Raw genomic sequence first — 16,809 nt, forward strand, 5'->3', positions numbered from 1 at the left:
TGGAACCATCGTCCCGGTCCAGAACGTTTCTGGGGGTATACGTACGCGTGGCCGGTTCGCCGTCCGATGATCGGTCCCAGCACCCCGGTGCGCGGAGCCGCGGGAAGGGACTCGTCCCGGCCGCGAGGACGGCTCCCGCGGCCGGGCGCGCTAGGAGGCCGCCACGACCTCCCGCACCTCGGGTGACGACAGGTTCTCGGCCGTACGCTCGGCGGTCCGCCGGGCCCACCGTCCGCTGGTGACCGTCCCGACGACCAGCACGGCCAGCCCGCACCCCGTGAGGATCCACCATCCGGGCCGGGCGGCCGACACGAACGCGTCCCGGTACGACGACGAGCCCACCCCGGAGGCGAGTACGGCACCCACGACCGCCACGCCCAGCGTCTGGCCCAGCTGCCTGCTGGTGGAGGCGACGGCGGCCGCGACCCCGGCCTGGGCCCTCGGCATCCCGGACACCGCCGTGTTGGTGATCGGCGCGTTCACGAACCCGAAGCCGATGCCGAACAGCACGTAGCCCGCGAACAGCGTGACGTTCGACGTCTCCGCCTCGAAGGCCGCGAACAGCACCCCGCTCGCGGTCATCGCGGTGCCGGCCACCAGCAGCGGCAGCCGCGGCCCCCGGCTCCCCACCAGCCGCCCGGACAGCGGGGCGCACAGGAACGTCGGTGCGGCCATCGGCAGCATCCACAGGCCCGCGTGCCGGGCGTCCAGGCCGCGCACGTTCTGCAGGTACAGCGTGGACACGAACAGGAAGCCGCCCAGCGCCGCGAACGCGCTGATCGCTATCACGGTCGCGCCACTGAACGGCGCGGACCGGAAGAAGCGCAGGTCGACGAGGGGTTCGTCGCGCCGGGGCTCGTACCACAGCAGCCCCAGCAGGGCGGCGCACGCCACCGCGCCGAAGGGGAGAACCGCACCGGGCGCCGAGCCCGGCGCCTGGATGATCGCGTACGTCAGCGAGCCGAACAGGGCGATCACCAGCACCTGGCCCACCGGGTCGGGGCGGCGGGCCTTGGGCGCACGGGACTCGGGGACGAAGCGCAGGGTGAGCAGCAGGGCCGCGAGGCCGACCGGGAGGTTGAGCCAGAAGATCGAACGCCAGCCGACCGACTCCACGAGCAGGCCGCCGACCAGCGGGCCGGCCGCCATGGAGATGCCGACCACAGCGCCCCACACGCCGATCGCGCGGGCACGCTCACGCGGGGCGGTGAAGGTGTTGGTGATGATCGACATGGCGACCGGGTTGAGCATCGAGCCGCCGACCGCCTGGACCATGCGGAAGACGATCAGCAGATCGAGGCTGGGCGCGAGCGAGCACAGCAGCGAACCGATCGAGAAGACGACCAGACCGGCCATGAAGACCCGCTTGCGGCCGATGCGGTCGGCAGTCGAGCCCGCCAGCATCAGCAGCGAGGCCAGTACCAGCGTGTACGCGTCGATCGTCCACTGCAGGCCGGAGGTGACGGCGTGCAGCTCGCGCTGCATCGAGGGCAGCGCGACGTTCAGCACGGTGTTGTCGAGGCTCACGATGAGCAGGCTCATGCAGCAGATCGCGAGCACGAGCATGCGTCTGCGGTGGCTCAGCTCGGGCATGCGTACCATCCTATGGCGATTTCGATAGTGCGTCTAACTAATGACTATTACATGGTCACGGCAACCGCAAGCCCATTGCCCCGAGCCACGCCTGCCCGGCCGCCTGCACGGCCGGCGCTCAGGCCTTCGAGGAGTTACGCGGGCTGCGGGAGCGGCACGACGTCGCGCCGGCGTCTGCGCACGTCAAGCGCTGCCTCCACCCGGTGGCCGGCCTGAGCCGCCCGGAGCGCCGCACCATGTGGCCGGCCCCGCAGGCACCGGCCCGCCGGGTCATCGCCCACACCCCGCCGACGAGGACGGCGAGGAGCGGCCGGAGCGGCCGGCGGAGCTGCCGGACGGGTGAGGGACAATGGTTCCTTGCCTCCCGTCGTACATCCGTCCCGGAGCCGTCTGATGACCCACCCGCTCTCCATCGGCCCGCACGCCGTCGTACCGCCCGTCGTGCTCGCACCCATGGCGGGGATCACCAACGCACCCTTCCGCACCCTGTGCCGGGAGTTCAGCGGTGGCAAGGGCCTGTTCGTCAGCGAGATGATCACGACCCGGGCGCTGGTCGAGCGCAACGAGAAGACCATGCAGCTGATCCACTTCGACGCGACCGAGAAGCCGCGCTCGATCCAGCTGTACGGCGTCGACCCGGCGACCGTCGGCAAGGCCGTCCGCATGATCGCGGAGGAGGACCTGGCCGACCACATCGACCTGAACTTCGGCTGCCCCGTCCCCAAGGTCACGCGGAAGGGCGGCGGCTCGGCCCTCCCCTACAAGCGGAACCTGCTGCGCGCGATCCTGCGCGAGGCGGTCTCCGGCGCCGGAGACCTCCCGGTGACGATGAAGATGCGCAAGGGCATCGACGACGACCACATCACCTACCTGGACGCCGGCCGTATCGCCGTCGAGGAGGGCGTCACGGCGATCGCGCTGCACGGCCGCACGGCCGCCCAGCACTACGGCGGGACCGCCGACTGGGACGCCATCGCCCGCCTCAAGGAGCACGTGCCGGAGATCCCCGTCCTCGGCAACGGCGACATCTGGTCGGCCGAGGACGCGCTGCGGATGGTGCGGGAGACCGGCTGCGACGGGGTGGTCGTGGGCCGCGGCTGCCTGGGCCGGCCGTGGCTGTTCGCGGATCTGGTGGCGGCCTTCGAGGGGCGTACGGAAGCGGGTGCCGCCGGCGCAGGCACCGACGGGTGCAGTGCGCGGCCGACTCTGCGTGAAGTGGCCGACGTCATGGTCCGCCACGCCACCCTCCTCGGTGAGTGGATCGGCGACGAGTCGCGGGGCGTCATCGACTTCCGCAAGCACGTCGCCTGGTACCTGAAGGGCTTTGCGGTCGGCTCCGAGATGCGCAAGCGGCTTGCGATCACCTCCTCGCTGGAGGAGTTGCGGGCGGGGCTCGACGAGCTGGACCTCGACCAGGACTGGCCCGTCGGCGCGGACGGGCCTCGCGGTCGGACGTCCGGCAACAATCGGGTGGTGCTGCCGGACGGTTGGCTGAAGGACCCGTACGACTGCGCGGGCGTCGGCGAGGACGCGGAACTCGACACGTCGGGCGGCTGACCGTCTTCGGGGCTCCGCCCCGGACCCCGCCAGGGGCTCTGCCCCGGACCTCGCTGCCCGGGGCTCCGCCCCTGGACCCCGTCCTCGCCCACCCGCCCCCCCGACTCGGTCGGCCAGGAGGCGACCGCCGCGGGGCTCCGCCCCGGACCCCGTCCTCGCCCACCCACCACCCGACTCGGTGGGATGGGAGGGTGCCCACCACCCGACTCGGTGGGATGGGAAGGTGCCCACCACGCGACTCGGTCGGATGAGAGGGCCCCACCACGCGACTCAGTGGGATGAGAGGGCCCCACCACGCGACTCAGTGGGATGAGAGAGCCCCACCATGCGACTCAGTGGGATGGGGGTGCCCGGCAGGCGACTCGGTGGGATGGAAGCAGGGCGGGCAGCTGACTCGGTCGGCTGGAGAGGTGCCTGGCGGGTGGCTCGGTCGGCTGAGGGTGGCGGGCAGGTGGCTTGGTCGGATGAAGAGGGGTGGCAGGTGACTTCGGTCGTCAGCCCTTCTTCGGGTGGGGGGTCGAGCCGTAGGCCGTCAGGAAGCGGTCGCGGAACGCGCTCATCTTCCAGACCGGGGCGTTGTGGGCCGGACGCAGTCCGTCCGTCCACCCCCAGGCAGCGATCTTGTCGAGAACCTTCGGGTCCTTGGCCACGATCGAGACCGGCACGTCACGGCTGGCGTGGTTCCCGCTGACGCGGGCGATCGGCTGGTGGTCGCCGAGGAACACCAGGACCGTGTTGTCGCTCCCGTAGCGCGTCAGCCACTGGGTGAGGGCGGTCACCGAGTACTGGATCGACTTGCCGTACTCCTGGCGGGACTTGGTGGTGTCGGCGATGACGTCGGCCGGCTTGTTGCCCGCCGCCTGGATGCCCTTGAAGATCGAGCCGTCGCCCAGCTGGTCCCAGCCGACCATCTTCGGGATCGGCGCCCAGGGCTGATGGCTGGAGGTGAGGATGAGCAGCGACATCCGCGCCTTGCCGTCGGCGGGCTTCTTGCTGTGCACCCGGTCCTGGTACTGCTGCAGCGCGTACTGGTCCGGCATGGTCGACCAGCTGAACTTCGGGCCCTTGTAGCCGAGTTGGAAAGCGTTGTAGACCTTGTCGAGGCCGTACCACTTCTGCTCCGGCCACCCCTTCTGCACGCCCGGCATGACGCCGACGGTGTCGAAGGCCCCGGTCTTCTTGAAAGCGTCGGTCAGGCTCATGTGGTCGCTCGCCATGACGGTGCGGTAGCGCTGCTGGTTGCTGATCCACAGACCCGACATCGTGGTGGAGTGGCCGAGCCAGCTGCTGCCGCCGTAGGTCGCCGACGTCAGCCAGCCGCTCTTGGCGTGGAAGCCCGCCTTGGCCAGGGCCTGGGTGCGGGCGGCCAGGGTGCTGTCGACGCCGGGCGCCATGATCGGGTCCTCGATCGCGCTGCGGCCGTAGCTCTCGATGAACGTGAAGATCATGTCCTTGCCGCGCAGATCCGGGACCAGCTGGGCGGGCGGGGTGTTCCCGAAGGCGTCGACCTTGGCCACCTTCTGGAACTCCGCCTCGTCCCGCAGGGTGTTCCGCGCCTGCCGGACCTGCCACTTCAGCGCGGTGGCGGTGCGGTCCGCGGCGATCGGGACGCCGGAGACCTGCAGGCCGAGCGAGGAGCACGTGATCCAGACGACGCCGGCGATCAGGGTGCCCCTGGTCGCGGTGCCGGAGTGCCGGGCGAGCAGGTTGCTCAGCCGGACGGTCGACAGTGCCAGCAGCACGAACAGCAGCAGGACGAGGGCGATCAGGCCGGCCGTCACGGCGAGGGTGGTGGTGCGGCCCAGCGAGTCCTCCAGATACGACTGGGCGTCGCCGAGCAGGCTCCAGTCGAGGACGGGGTTGAAGCCGCGGCCGAGATACTGGTTGAAGCCCATGTCGAGCAGGTTCAGCACGGTGAGCGCGGCCAGTGCGACCCCGGACACGGCAGCCAGCACGATCCGGGGCCGGCGCGGCAGCGCGAGCATCACGGCAGCCCCGATGACCGCCTCCGCGGGTATCCGCATGAACTTCGACGGCCCCAGCCCGACGACCGTGTTGGGCAGCACGAGCGCGGCGACGACCAGGGCGGCGGCGAGCACGGTGACGGTGACGGAGAGGGTTCGGGCGACGGCCGGGTGCGCCTGCCGCCGACGGCGGATCCACACGGACCAGGAGGTCCAGGGGGTCCAACCACGCCGGGCGGGGCGGGAGACGGCGGGCGCGGTGGCTTCGTCGGCACCGGATGCGGCGCCTTCGTCCGCACCGGGTGCGGCGGGTATGAGGGCTTTGTCGGCAGCGGGTGTGGTGGCTTCGTCCGCACCGGGTGTGGCGGCTTCGTCGGCAGCGGGCGCGGTTGCTTCGTCGGCAGCAGGTGTGGCGGCTTCGCCGGGTTCGGCCGCCGCCTCCTTCTCCTTGGGTCCGGTTGCAGCCTCCGCCTCGGTTCCGGTCGCAGTCGCCTCCTTGGCGTCGGCCGCAGCCGCCTCCTTGGCGTCGGCCGCAGCCGCCTCCTTGGCGTCGGCCGCGGCCTGCTCCTCCTCGGTGACGGTCTCGACCACCTCCTCGGCGGCAGGCCCGCCGTGCTGCGCTGCGGCCGCGGGCTCCACGGGACCCGCCGCCGCCTCGGTTTTCTCCGGGAGATCCTCGGTCACCCCGGCCGTGGCCGGTGACTGTCGCGTGCTCGTGTGCTGAGGCAACCGGAGGTCCTTCCGTGCGAAAGCCATGACGAGCCCGCCCGGCCCGCCACCATCTTCGTACGGCCGCTCCCTCGCCCCTGTTCAGGGCCCCTGGCAAACACCGGGCAAACAACCGGGCCCCGCGGGGACGCGGGGCCCCGGCGGCGGCATCCCGACCGTGCGCAACCGCTACGCGCCGCCAACTGCTGTCAGCAACGCCAGCGGCGCCGCCGCCGACCGCGATTCGCGGACGCACGCGTGCGGGCAGGGAACCGGCTCGGGATGCGTGTCACGGCCGTAGCCCGCCAGCACCTCCGGCAGCCGGTGGCCGGCCGCCGTGGCCGCGTCGACCAGGGCGTGCGCCACCGTGCGGGCCTCGTCGTGCAGGCCGTAGCGGGCCAGGCCCAGGGTGATCAGCGCGTTGTCGTGCGGCCAGAGCGAGCCGCGGTGGTAGGAGAGCGGGTGGTACGCCGGCTGGCCGGACGCCAGGGTGCGTACGCCCCAGCCGGAGAAGAAGTCCGGGTCCAGCAGCCGCCGGCCGACCACCTCCCCGTACTCCTTGTCCAGCAGTCCCGACCACAGCAGGTGCCCGGCGTCGGACGCCAGGGCGTCGACCTGGTTGCCCTCCCCGTCCAGTGCGAGCGCCGGGAAGGAGTGCTCCCGCATCCAGAAGTCCCGCTGGAAGCGGTCGCGCAGGTCGGCCGCCGCCTGTTCCAGCAGGGCGGCGTACGTCTCGTCGGCCCACGCCGTGCGCGCCACCCACGCCGTGCGGCGCAGCGCGTCGTACGCATAGCCCTGGGCGCCCGCCGCCATCACCGCGCCGGTGGGCCGGGTGCCGTCGGACCAGCAGATGGCGCCGGGGGAGTCCTTCCAGTTCTGGTTGGCGAGGCCGCCCTCGTCGGCGCGGTAGACGAGATACCCGCGCGTGGTCAGCCCGCCGTGGTCCAGCATCCAGCCGATCGCCGCGCGGGCGTGCGGTTCCAGCCGGCGGGCGAGGCCGGCGTCGCCGGTCAGTTCGACGTACGCGCCGAGCAGGATCAGGAACAGCGGGGTCGCGTCGACCGAGCCGTAGTACCGCCCGAACGGAACCTGGCCGAAGTGCGCCAGCTCGCCGTGGCGCACCTCGTGCACGATCTTGCCGGGCTGGGCGACGGAGGACACCCCCGTGCGGGTCGCCTGGGTCGCGGCCAGCGCCGGGAGGGTCGCCGCGGCCAGCTGAGGGCGGTACGGCAGCGCGAACAGGGCGGTGAGCAGGGCGTCCCGGCCGAGCAGGGTGAGGAACCAGGGGGCGCCCGCGGCCGGTACGCGCAGCTCCTCGCCGTCCGGTCCGGTCGCCGTCACCTGCAGCGCGGCCAGGTCGGCCAGCCCGCGGGCGCAGGCGGCCGCCAGCTCCGGCCAGCCGGTCGGGAAGGCCACCCCCTCCACGAACCTGCCTTCCAGGTCGAGGAGCTGCTCGTTCACGGAGGAGGGCGAGCGCGGGACGCGCAGGGCGCGTTTGTCGCCGTGCGGGCGGGCCATCACGCGCAGCGTCAGCTCGGTCGTGCCATGGGGTTCCAGGTCCAGGGTCCACACCAGGCGGCGTGCGCCGGTGCCGGTCTCCTCGACGGTGCTCGGGGCGGGGTCGGCCGTGATGGTCGTACAGGAGCGCCATTCGGCCCGCCGGTAGACGAACTCGATGCCGTCGTCCAGGACCTGGCGGGAGCGCACGGCGCCCGCCTTGACGTAGGTGCGGTGGTCGGAGCGGAGTTCGAACTGGTCGGTGAAGTCGGCGTCGGCGGTGATGGCGAGACGGACGGTGGTGGGCACCGGGCGGTTGCTGGACACGCGCAGGGACTCGACGAACGAGCTGTCGCCGACGGCCTGTTCCCGGAAGACGGTGTGGGCGGGCGGCTCCTGCCGGCCGCCGCGCGGCACCAGCACGCAGCGGGCCGCGTCGCCGTCCGTGACCGGGGAGAGCACCTCGGGCACCGCGCCGTCGACGGTGAGCTGCCAGCGGCTGAGATGCCGGGCGTCGCGTACGAATAATCCGTCCGGGGAGCCGTTGCCCCGCACCCCGCTGATGTCGCCCCGGTCGCCCACGGCGGCGAACGTCGCCCCGTGCACGAGCAGGTGATGCCGGTCCGTCATTCCCGGTCCCCTCCCTTGTCCCTCGTGTCGAACGCGCCCGTGGCCGTGGGGGACACGGTGTGTCCGGGGCGCTCATGCAGCAGATCCAGCGCGAGCGCGGCCGTCCAGCCGAAGCCGGTCGCGCCGCAGGCCTCCCCGGTGCGGGGATCGACGTACTCGGCGAAGTCGGCGGCCTCGGCCAGCCGCAGCACCGCCTCCCGCAGCGCGTCGGCCCGCTCGCGCTCACCGTGGGCGCGCAGTCCCCGCTCCAGCAGCCAGCTCGTGTTGAACCAGGCGGGGCCCCGCCAGTACCGGTGCGGGTCGAAGGCCTCGCCGAGGAGGTCGTAGCTCGGGACCAGCGCCGTGCTGCCGCCCAGCCCGAAGTGCGGGCCGCACAGCGTGCGGACGAGGGCGACGGCAACGCGGCGGGGCAGCCCCGGCAGCAGCAGCGGGACGAGGCCGGAGACGCTCCGCTCGGGGATCAGGGCGGCGCCGCGCAGGTCCCGGCACAGGAACATCCCGCTCGCCGGGTCCCACAGCCGCTCCACCAGAGCCGCCGTCAGCCGCTCGGCGCGCGCGTGGCGGGCGGTACCGGCCGCGCCCAGCTCCGCGGCGATCCGCGCCAGCGCATGCTCGGACGCGATCAGCAGGGCGTTGAACGCCGGGTCCTCGACGGCGAACTCGGCATCCCCGGCCGCGTGTTCCCCACTCGGCCCGGCCCCGTGTCCCCCGCCCGGCCCATGCCCGCTTTTCCCGCCCGGCCCATCCCGGTACTCGTGGTCCCAGTACTCGCGGTCCCGGTAGTCCGCGGCCAGCCGCACGTACCGCCCGTAGTCCAGGTCCGTCGGCCGGTCCTCGGGGGCGCCGTGGTCCAGGTCGGCGCGGCGGAAGGAGCGGGCCGGGGCGGGCGTGACGCGGGAGAGCGGGGCGTCCCAGCAGGGGCTGTTGTCCATGCCCTGCTCCCAGGGGTGCACGACGGACACCAGGCCGCCCCCGCCCAGATCCCGGCGGTGCAGCAGATACCGGTGCCAGGCGGCCAGCCGCGGATACACCCCGGCGAGGAAGCCGCGGGCCCGCGACAGCCCCGGGTCGGCGCAGTGCACCAGCCAGGCGGCCAGGGCGTGCACCGGTGGCTGCACGATGCCCGACGTCTGTACGGTGCGCGGGGCGCCCGCTGCGTGCCCGGCGGTCGAGGAGCGCCAGAAGTCGGGGCTCGGGAAGTACGCGTCGAGCGGTACGGAGGGGTTGAAGACGATGTGCGGGACGCGCCCGTCGCCCCACTGGGCCGCCAGCAGCGTCTCCAGCTCCGTCTGCGCGCGCAGCGGCGAGACGTGCCTGAGGCCGATCGCGACGAACGCCGAGTCCCAGGACCACTGGTGCGGATACAGGCTCCGGGAGGGGACCGTCGAGCTGCCCGTCCAGTTGGCGTCGAGCACCTGTGCGGCCCTGACGTGCAGCGACAGCAGCCGCGTCGGCGGATCGTATGCGATCTCGCGTTCCGGGAGACGGGCAGTGAGCTGGGCAGTGCGATCCACTCGGGGCTCCCCGAAGACGTCCGGCCGACCGGGTTTGGTTGCGGCCACCGTAGGGTTACGTCTATTTAACACGCAAAACCCAATATGTAATGCATGCTTGGGAAACACAAGGGGGTGCGCATGACTGGACGGCCCGGCAGAACCGGACGGAGTGGAAGCCAGGCGAGCGCCGGCGATCTGCTCGAACTCGTGCGCAGCGGACGAGCCGTCACGCGCGGCGCGCTCCAGCAGGCCACGGGACTGTCCCGGGCCACCGTCGGCCAGCGCCTCGACCGGCTCTTCCGGGCCGGCTGGCTGCGCGAGGGTGCCGGCGGCCCGGTCGGCTCCCCGCTCGGCGGACGTCCCGCCATCACCCTGGAGTTCGACGACTCCCACGCCGTGGTCCTCGCCGCGGACCTGGACACCCGGCACGCCCGGGCGGCCGTGCTGACCCTGACCGGCGAGATCCTCGCCGAGCACTCGGGGACCCTCGTCGTCGAGGAGGGGCCGGAGCCGGTCCTCGCCGAACTGGGCCACTGGTTCGCCGAGTTGCTGACCAAGGTCGGGCACCGGGCCCAGGAGGTCTGCGGGATCGGGCTCGCCGTGCCGGGGCCGGTCGACAGCGAGACGGGCCGGGTGGTCCAGCCGCCGATCATGCCGGGCTGGGACGGCTACGACATAAGGGGCCGCCTCTCGCGCGCCCTCACCGAGCACACCGGCGCCCCCGCGGTCCCGGTTCTGGTCGACAACGATGCCAACCTCATGGCCTACGGCGAACAGCGCGCCGGATACCCCGACTGCTCGGCCTTCGTCCTGGTCAAGGTGTCCACGGGCATCGGCGCCGGGGTCGTGGTCGGAGGCTCCGTCTACCGGGGCATCGACGGCGGCGCGGGCGACATCGGGCACATCCGGGTGGGCGCGGACGCGCTGTGCCGGTGCGGGTCGTACGGCTGTCTCGCCGCCGTCGCCAGTGGTGGCGCCGTGGCCCGGCGGCTGGCGGAGACCGGTGTGCCGGCCGCCTCCGGTTCGGACGTGCGGGACCTGCTGACCGCAGGGCATCCGGAGGCGGCGGCGCTGGCCCGGGAGGCCGGACGCAGGGTCGGCGACGTGCTGGCGACGGTCGTGACCCTGCTCAACCCCGGCGTGCTGATGATCGCGGGCGATCTGGCCGGAACGCCCTTCCTCACCGGCGTCCGGGAGCTGCTCTACCAGCGGGCGCTGCCCCGCTCCACGGCCCACCTGGACGTCGTGACCTCGAGGCTGGGGGAGCGGGCGGGGCTGATGGGTGCGGGTGCGCTGGTCGTGGAGCACCTGTACGCACCTGAGCGGGTGGAGGAGCGGCTCACCGCGCTGGGCGTGTGACCGGCCCGGGGAGCGGTGATTGGCCCGGGGGTGGTGACCGGCCCGGCGGCGGCGACTGGTCCGGGGAGTGGTTGACCGGCCCGCGGCGGTGGGCTCGGGGAGCGGTGACCGGCCCGGGAGGCGGCGAGCGGCTTGGTGCCGTGAGCAGCCCGGTGCGGTGGCCGGCCCGTGGTGAGCAGCCCTGTGACAGGTGTGTTTCCGCCCGTTTCCGGTCTCGGAACCCGTCCGCATGGTGAAATCCGGTCGCCTGTGGCAGCGTGATTCTCGCCACCCTTGATAAGGGTTGCGCTCAGATGAGCGGATCTTGGGCGACTGCACTTCTCCAAGGGCTGGCACTCAGTGCCACCCTTTGATCGTTCATCGATCGAAATCAGACGTGCCGAGAGCCGCTCATCTGAGCAGAAAACCCCACCTGTGGGCACTGTTGCGTTCAAGAAGTGAACACATATCGCGGGCAATAGTTGCCAAGCTTTGACTTTCGATCCGCTGGCGGACGACCGGTTACAGGCTCATGACGCACGAGTGGACGTACCCAGAAGCCTTCGATCTGGGTATGTTCCTCGCCGTCAGGGCAGCCACCGCGGCCTCAAGGAGTCGAGACCCGTGTCGGAAAACAAAGAACCCCACGTAGCGAAGTTCGTTTACGACTTCACCGAGGGCAACAAGGACCTCAAGGACCTCCTGGGCGGCAAGGGTGCCAACCTCGCCGAGATGACCAACCTCGGTCTGCCGGTCCCTCCCGGCTTCACCATCACCACGGAGGCCTGCAAGGTCTACCTGGAGAGCGGCGAGGAGCCGGTGGCACTGCGTGACGAGGTGAGTGCGCACCTCGACTCCCTCGAGCAGACCATGGGCAAGAAGCTCGGCCAGGCCGACAACCCGCTGCTGGTCTCCGTCCGCTCCGGTGCCAAGTTCTCCATGCCCGGCATGATGGACACCGTCCTGAACATCGGCCTCTCCGACAAGTCGGTGCAGGGCCTGGCCAAGCAGGCCGGCGACGACCGGTTCGCCTGGGACTCCTACCGCCGCCTCATCCAGATGTTCGGCAAGACCGTCCTCGGCGTCGACGGCGAGCTGTTCGAGGAGGCCCTCGACGCGGCCAAGGCGGCCAAGAAGGTCACCGTCGACACCGACCTCGAAGCGGCCGACCTGAAGAAGCTGGTCACCAAGTTCAAGAAGATCGTCAAGGCGGAGGCCGGCCGGGACTTCCCGCAGGACCCGCGCGAGCAGATGGACCTCGCCATCAAGGCGGTCTTCGACTCCTGGAACGGCGACCGCGCCAAGCTCTACCGCCGTCAGGAGCGCATCCCCGGTGACCTGGGCACCGCGGTGAACATCTGCTCCATGGTCTTCGGCAACCTCGGCCCGGACTCCGGCACGGGTGTCGCCTTCACCCGCGACCCCGCCTCCGGCCACCAGGGCGTCTACGGCGACTACCTGCAGAACGCCCAGGGCGAGGACGTGGTGGCGGGCATCCGCAACACGGTCCCGCTCGCGGAGCTGGAGTCGATCGACAAGAAGTCGTACGACCAGCTGATGCAGATCATGGAGACGCTGGAGAACCACTACAAGGATCTCTGCGACATCGAGTTCACGATCGAGCGCGGCCAGCTGTGGATGCTGCAGACCCGCGTCGGCAAGCGCACCGCCGGTGCCGCCTTCCGCATCGCCACCCAGCTCGTCGACCAGGGCCTGATCGACGAGACGGAGGCCCTCCAGCGCGTCACCGGCGCCCAGCTGGCGCAGTTGATGTTCCCGCGCTTCGACGAGCACGCCAAGGCCGAGCAGGTCGGCCGGGGCATCGCGGCCTCGCCGGGCGCCGCGGTCGGCAAGGCGGTCTTCGACTCGTACACCGCCGTCAAGTGGTCCCGCTCGGGCGAGAAGGTCATCCTGGTCCGCCGCGAGACCAACCCCGACGACCTGGACGGCATGATCGCGGCCGAGGGCATCCTGACCTCGCGCGGCGGCAAGACCTCCCACGCGGCGGTCGTCGCGCGCGGCATGGGCAAGACCTGTGTCTGCGGCGCCGAGGAGCTGGAGGTCGACACCAAGCGCCGCCGTATGACGGTCCCCGGCGGCCACGTGGTGGAGGAAGGCGACCTGATCTCCATCGACGGCTCCAGTGGCAAGGTCTACCTGGGCGAGGTCCCGGTGGTCCCCTCCCCGGTCGTGGAGTACTTCGAGGGCCGGATGCACCCGGGCGCCGACGACGCGGACGAGCTGGTCGAGGCCGTGCACCGCATGATGGCCTTCGCCGACCGCAAGCGCCGCCTCAGGGTGCGCGCCAACGCGGACAACGCCGAGGACGCGCTGCGCGCCCGCCGCTTCGGCGCCCAGGGCATCGGTCTGTGCCGCACCGAGCACATGTTCCTCGGCGACCGCCGTGAGCTGGTGGAGCGCCTGATCCTCGCCGACACCGAGACGGAGCGCGAGGAGTCCCTCAAGCAGCTTCTTCCGCTGCAGAAGAAGGACTTCGTCGAACTCTTCGAGGCGATGGACGGCCTGCCGGTCACCGTCCGCCTCCTGGACCCGCCGCTGCACGAGTTCCTGCCCGACATCACGGAACTCTCCGTCCGCGTGGCGCTCGCCGAGTCCCGCCAGGAGCCGCACGAGAACGACCTGCGCCTGCTGCAGGCGGTGCACCGGCTGCACGAGCAGAACCCGATGCTGGGCCTGCGCGGCGTGCGCCTCGGCCTGGCCATCCCCGGTCTGTTCACCATGCAGGTCCGCGCCATCGCCGAGGCCGCGGCCGAGCGCAAGAACGCCAAGGGCGACCCGCGCGCCGAGATCATGATCCCGCTCGTCGGCACCGTCCAGGAGCTGGAGATCGTCCGCGAGGAGGCCGACCAGGTCATCGCCGAGGTCCAGGCGGCCACCGGCACGGAGCTGAAGCTGGCGATCGGCACGATGATCGAGCTGCCGCGCGCGGCGCTGACCGCGGGCCAGATCGCCGAGGCGGCGGAGTTCTTCTCCTTCGGCACCAACGACCTGACCCAGACGGTGTGGGGCTTCAGCCGTGACGACGTCGAGGCCTCCTTCTTCACGGCCTACCTGGAGAAGGGCATCTTCGGAGTCTCCCCGTTCGAGACGATCGACAGGGACGGCGTCGGCTCCCTGGTGAAGGCGGCGGCGAAGGCGGGCCGCGAGACCCGTCCCGACCTGAAGCTCGGCGTCTGCGGCGAGCACGGCGGCGACCCCGAGTCGGTCCACTTCTTCCACGAGGTGGGTCTGGACTACGTCTCCTGCTCCCCGTTCCGCATCCCGGTCGCCCGCCTGGAGGCGGGCCGCGCGGCCACCCAGTCGGCGGGCAGCGACCACCGCTGAGCCGAGGGCGGCAGCACCGCCGCCCGCCCGGACCCCGGAGCCGTCGTCGGTCCCCGACCCTCAGACCGATCGGCGGCGGCTCCGGCGCACGAGAAGAAGGGGCGGCACCCTGTGCGGGGGTGCCGCCCCTTCGTGCATGATCTGCGGAGGCTGTCAAGCTATGTCGCTGAACAGGCAAAACGGCGTTTGTTGGCGTTGGTTGCCGCTGAACGCGCGTGGAGCCGTTGTGCCCTCCCGGCGCGGCTGGGCCCCGTCACGCGCCGTGGCAGCCGCCGAGGGCGCGTACCGGGCGCGCCCCTGGCGGAACCGAGTCCGCGTAACCCGCTTGTTGGCACCAGTGCGGCACGGCAGGGGTGAGCACTGGAGCCCACCCTTTGCGTCGCTGGGATGCCGAGGCCCGCTGCTTGGACGGGGCAGCGGGCCGTGCGCGCGCCGCACAGACGGCCGCCCAGAGGGTGCATCGACTGTAGGAGCGTTCAGCGGGCTCCGCTCCCGTCACCCGCGTAGAGCATCCAGCCGAGCCGGGAGCGGAGCAGGGGTGTAGACCTGAGGGTATGGGCCCCGACATACCGGAATCCCCTGCCTCAACGGAGCCGGCTCCCAGAAAGCGGCGGGATCTCTCAGCATGGACGGTTTGGGGAAGCTTGATCGTGGCGGTCCTCGCGCTCGGGAACTCCATCTTCACGGGCCTGATCGCCCACAACGCCGACAGTCGGTCCAAAGCGGTGCAGCGGCGAGCCGATGAAGCGGCCAGGAAATCTCAGGCTTCCCTTGTGACTTACGAGTTCATGGACAACCAGTCACTGACCATCGAAAACCTCAGTAAGGAGACGATCACCAACCTGGTCATGGTGTTCAAAGACATCCATGAGTATATGCGCTTCCCCGTGGTCGCCCCCTGTGGATGGGAGCAGGTTCAACAGCTATCGCGGTACAACCTCACCGGCACGGTTTTCGTCAGATTCCTGGACTCCCAAAACGTCGCGTGGGAGAAGCAGGTGGGCGGCGACAGAGCTGGGCTGCGGGAGGTCGACTCCTCGGACCCACCGCAGGGCACCACGGATATAACCTCGACCGTTCTGCAAACCGTGCAGACCGGCACCCTCCAAAGCTGCTAACCGTCACGATCACGGTTACGGAGGATGACGACGGCGCGGGCCACGCACGCGAGGGTTAAACCGAGTGTAGAGGGCCTGCAGCGTTGAGACTGATCGAAACGAGAGACGCTGACAGGCAGATATCTGGAGTCCAGCGCCTTGGGGCCGGCCGCGCCGCGACCCAGCCGGAGGGCAGCGACCGCTGCTAGGCCCTCCGGCCTCCAGCGCACCAAGAAGAAGGGGCGGCACCCTGTGCGGGGGTGCCGCCCCTTCGGCGTGCCTGGTGGGGCCGGTGGGTCAGAAGCTGCCGTCCGTGTTGATCGGGCCGACCTGGAAGGTGTGGGAACACGTCGTCCAGCGTGCGGGGACGAGGGTGGCGTCGTACGACGCCGGCGGGTAGATCCTCAGGTAGGTACCGGTGCGCAGGCAGGGGCCGCCGATCGGGCCGTTGGTGGTGCGGACGACCGCGGACGCGGAGTGCCCGGGGGTGAGGGTGACGGTGGAGTACGACCGGCCGGAATGGGTGGCGGCCGGTCCGATCTGCCGGTGCGCGGTGTCCAGGACGCTGACGCCCGGGTAGCCGCGCAGGGCGCACGCGGTGGTGCTGGTGTTGGTGAACTGTATGGGCCAGTAGAGCGATCCGGCCGCGCCTTCCTGGCGGCCCATGGAGACGTACAGGTCGTTCACGGCGCAGGTGCGCGGAGCGGCCGACGTCCGGGACGCCTTGGCCGGCGCCGCCGTGGCCGTCGCGCTCCATGCGACGCCCGCCGTCGCCAGGGCCGCCGCGGCGACGGTCAGGCCGGCGGCCAGGCCGCTCCGGGAGAGGGGTCGAGTATTCAGAAACATGGCCTATCCGCCTCCATCGGGCGAATGGGTTGATGAGGACGCTATGTTGGATGCGCCCTCGCCGGGAAAAGTTGTGCCGGCGGCCGGGAAAAGTCCCGCCCGGCGTGTCCGGGGGTTCACCAGCCCTCCACGCCGAGAGCCAGCCGCCGGTGCCACCACGGCGCCGCCGGCCCGGCCAGCGGGTCGGGCAGCGTGCGGCGCAGAAAGCGGCGGTCCAGCGGCGTCAGCACGCGCTGCAGTTCGGCCCGCGCCCGGGGAGGGAGCAGCGGCAGGATCTCCGCCAGCGCGTCCCGGGCCTCCCGTACGTCGTCGAGGGCGCAGCCGGGGCAAGCGGCGCAGTAGGACGCGCGGGGGTAGCGGGGGCGGCGCCCCGGCGGGTGCAGGAACGCCCGGTAGCGCCTGAGGGCGGTGTCGGTCGCACCGCGCGGGTACCAGAAGCCGGGGGAGAGGCGCTCCGCGCGGTGGACGGCGAGGCTGGTGCGGGCGGACAGGCCGGGAACGCGGACCGGAGGGGGCTCCTCCCAGACGCGCGGGCCGGGGGTGCTACGGGCGCTGCGCAGAGCGCCGGGCCGGTTACGCGGCATGGGCCTTTCGGGAAGTGGTCATGAACCCCATGATGCCTCAACGGACTTGGCGGCGGGGGGGCGGGCGGGGGGGCGCCCCCGCCGGCCGCCCGGGCCCGGCGCCCGCGCCCCAGGCCCCCCCCCCGGAGAGCCCGGCGGGGGGGACCCCCCCCCC

At 71.7% G+C, this 16,809-nt stretch carries 10 protein-coding genes; 4 read left to right on the forward strand and 6 right to left on the reverse strand.

Annotated features, from left to right (window positions below; translation table 11 throughout):
• Positions 1 to 150 precede the first annotated feature (150 nt).
• Positions 151 to 1,593 (reverse strand): MFS transporter, encoded by a 1,443-nt coding sequence (locus AB0H32_RS25340; protein ID WP_361124586.1) that lies wholly within the window; start codon positions 1,591 to 1,593, stop codon positions 151 to 153.
• Positions 1,594 to 1,986: 393 nt separating this feature from the next.
• Between AB0H32_RS25340 and dusB the strand changes: the two genes are divergently transcribed.
• Positions 1,987 to 3,150, forward strand: coding sequence for a tRNA dihydrouridine synthase DusB (gene dusB / locus AB0H32_RS25345; RefSeq protein ID WP_361124588.1), 1,164 nt, complete (start codon positions 1,987 to 1,989; stop codon positions 3,148 to 3,150).
• A gap of 494 nt (positions 3,151 to 3,644) precedes the next feature.
• On the opposite strand, the gene AB0H32_RS25350 is transcribed toward dusB, so the two are convergent.
• From AB0H32_RS25350 to AB0H32_RS25360, 3 genes are all read right to left on the reverse strand, one after another.
• Positions 3,645 to 5,309 carry a CDP-alcohol phosphatidyltransferase gene (locus tag AB0H32_RS25350; protein ID WP_361124646.1) on the reverse strand — a complete coding sequence of 555 codons (1,665 nt, stop codon included), beginning with the start codon at positions 5,307 to 5,309 and terminating at the stop codon, positions 3,645 to 3,647.
• Positions 5,310 to 6,011: 702 nt separating this feature from the next.
• The gene (locus AB0H32_RS25355) at positions 6,012 to 7,949 is read right to left on the reverse strand and encodes a glycogen debranching N-terminal domain-containing protein (protein WP_361124590.1); all 1,938 of its coding nucleotides are present in this window, start codon (positions 7,947 to 7,949) and stop codon (positions 6,012 to 6,014) included.
• The gene (locus AB0H32_RS25360) at positions 7,946 to 9,463 is read right to left on the reverse strand and encodes a hypothetical protein (protein WP_361124592.1); all 1,518 of its coding nucleotides are present in this window, start codon (positions 9,461 to 9,463) and stop codon (positions 7,946 to 7,948) included. The genes AB0H32_RS25355 and AB0H32_RS25360 overlap by 4 nt, the downstream gene beginning before the upstream one ends.
• A gap of 120 nt (positions 9,464 to 9,583) precedes the next feature.
• Here AB0H32_RS25360 and AB0H32_RS25365 point away from each other — a divergent pair, with 120 nt between their 5' ends.
• The 3 genes from AB0H32_RS25365 (at position 9,584) to AB0H32_RS25375 (ending at position 15,246) form a co-directional block, all read left to right on the forward strand.
• Positions 9,584 to 10,804 carry an ROK family protein gene (locus AB0H32_RS25365; RefSeq protein WP_361124594.1) on the forward strand — a complete coding sequence of 407 codons (1,221 nt, stop codon included), beginning with the start codon at positions 9,584 to 9,586 and terminating at the stop codon, positions 10,802 to 10,804.
• Positions 10,805 to 11,407: 603 nt separating this feature from the next.
• The gene (gene ppdK / locus AB0H32_RS25370; RefSeq protein ID WP_361124596.1) at positions 11,408 to 14,128 is read left to right on the forward strand and encodes a pyruvate, phosphate dikinase; all 2,721 of its coding nucleotides are present in this window, start codon (positions 11,408 to 11,410) and stop codon (positions 14,126 to 14,128) included.
• 650 nt (positions 14,129 to 14,778) lie between these two features.
• Positions 14,779 to 15,246, forward strand: a complete 468-nt coding sequence (locus AB0H32_RS25375) for a hypothetical protein (RefSeq protein ID WP_361124598.1) — start codon at positions 14,779 to 14,781, stop codon at positions 15,244 to 15,246.
• A gap of 276 nt (positions 15,247 to 15,522) precedes the next feature.
• Here the strand turns inward: AB0H32_RS25375 and AB0H32_RS25380 are convergent, their stop codons facing one another.
• Both AB0H32_RS25380 and AB0H32_RS25385 read right to left on the reverse strand, forming a co-directional pair.
• Positions 15,523 to 16,071, reverse strand: coding sequence for a DUF4232 domain-containing protein (locus AB0H32_RS25380; RefSeq protein ID WP_361124600.1), 549 nt, complete (start codon positions 16,069 to 16,071; stop codon positions 15,523 to 15,525).
• A 116-nt stretch (positions 16,072 to 16,187) separates the two neighbouring features.
• On the reverse strand, positions 16,188 to 16,655 hold the full coding sequence (locus AB0H32_RS25385; protein WP_361124602.1) for a hypothetical protein: 468 nt from the start codon (positions 16,653 to 16,655) through the stop codon (positions 16,188 to 16,190).
• Positions 16,656 to 16,809 lie beyond the last annotated feature (154 nt).

The organism is Streptomyces sp. NPDC020362 (assembly GCF_040642095.1).
Classification (GTDB): domain Bacteria; phylum Actinomycetota; class Actinomycetes; order Streptomycetales; family Streptomycetaceae; genus Streptomyces.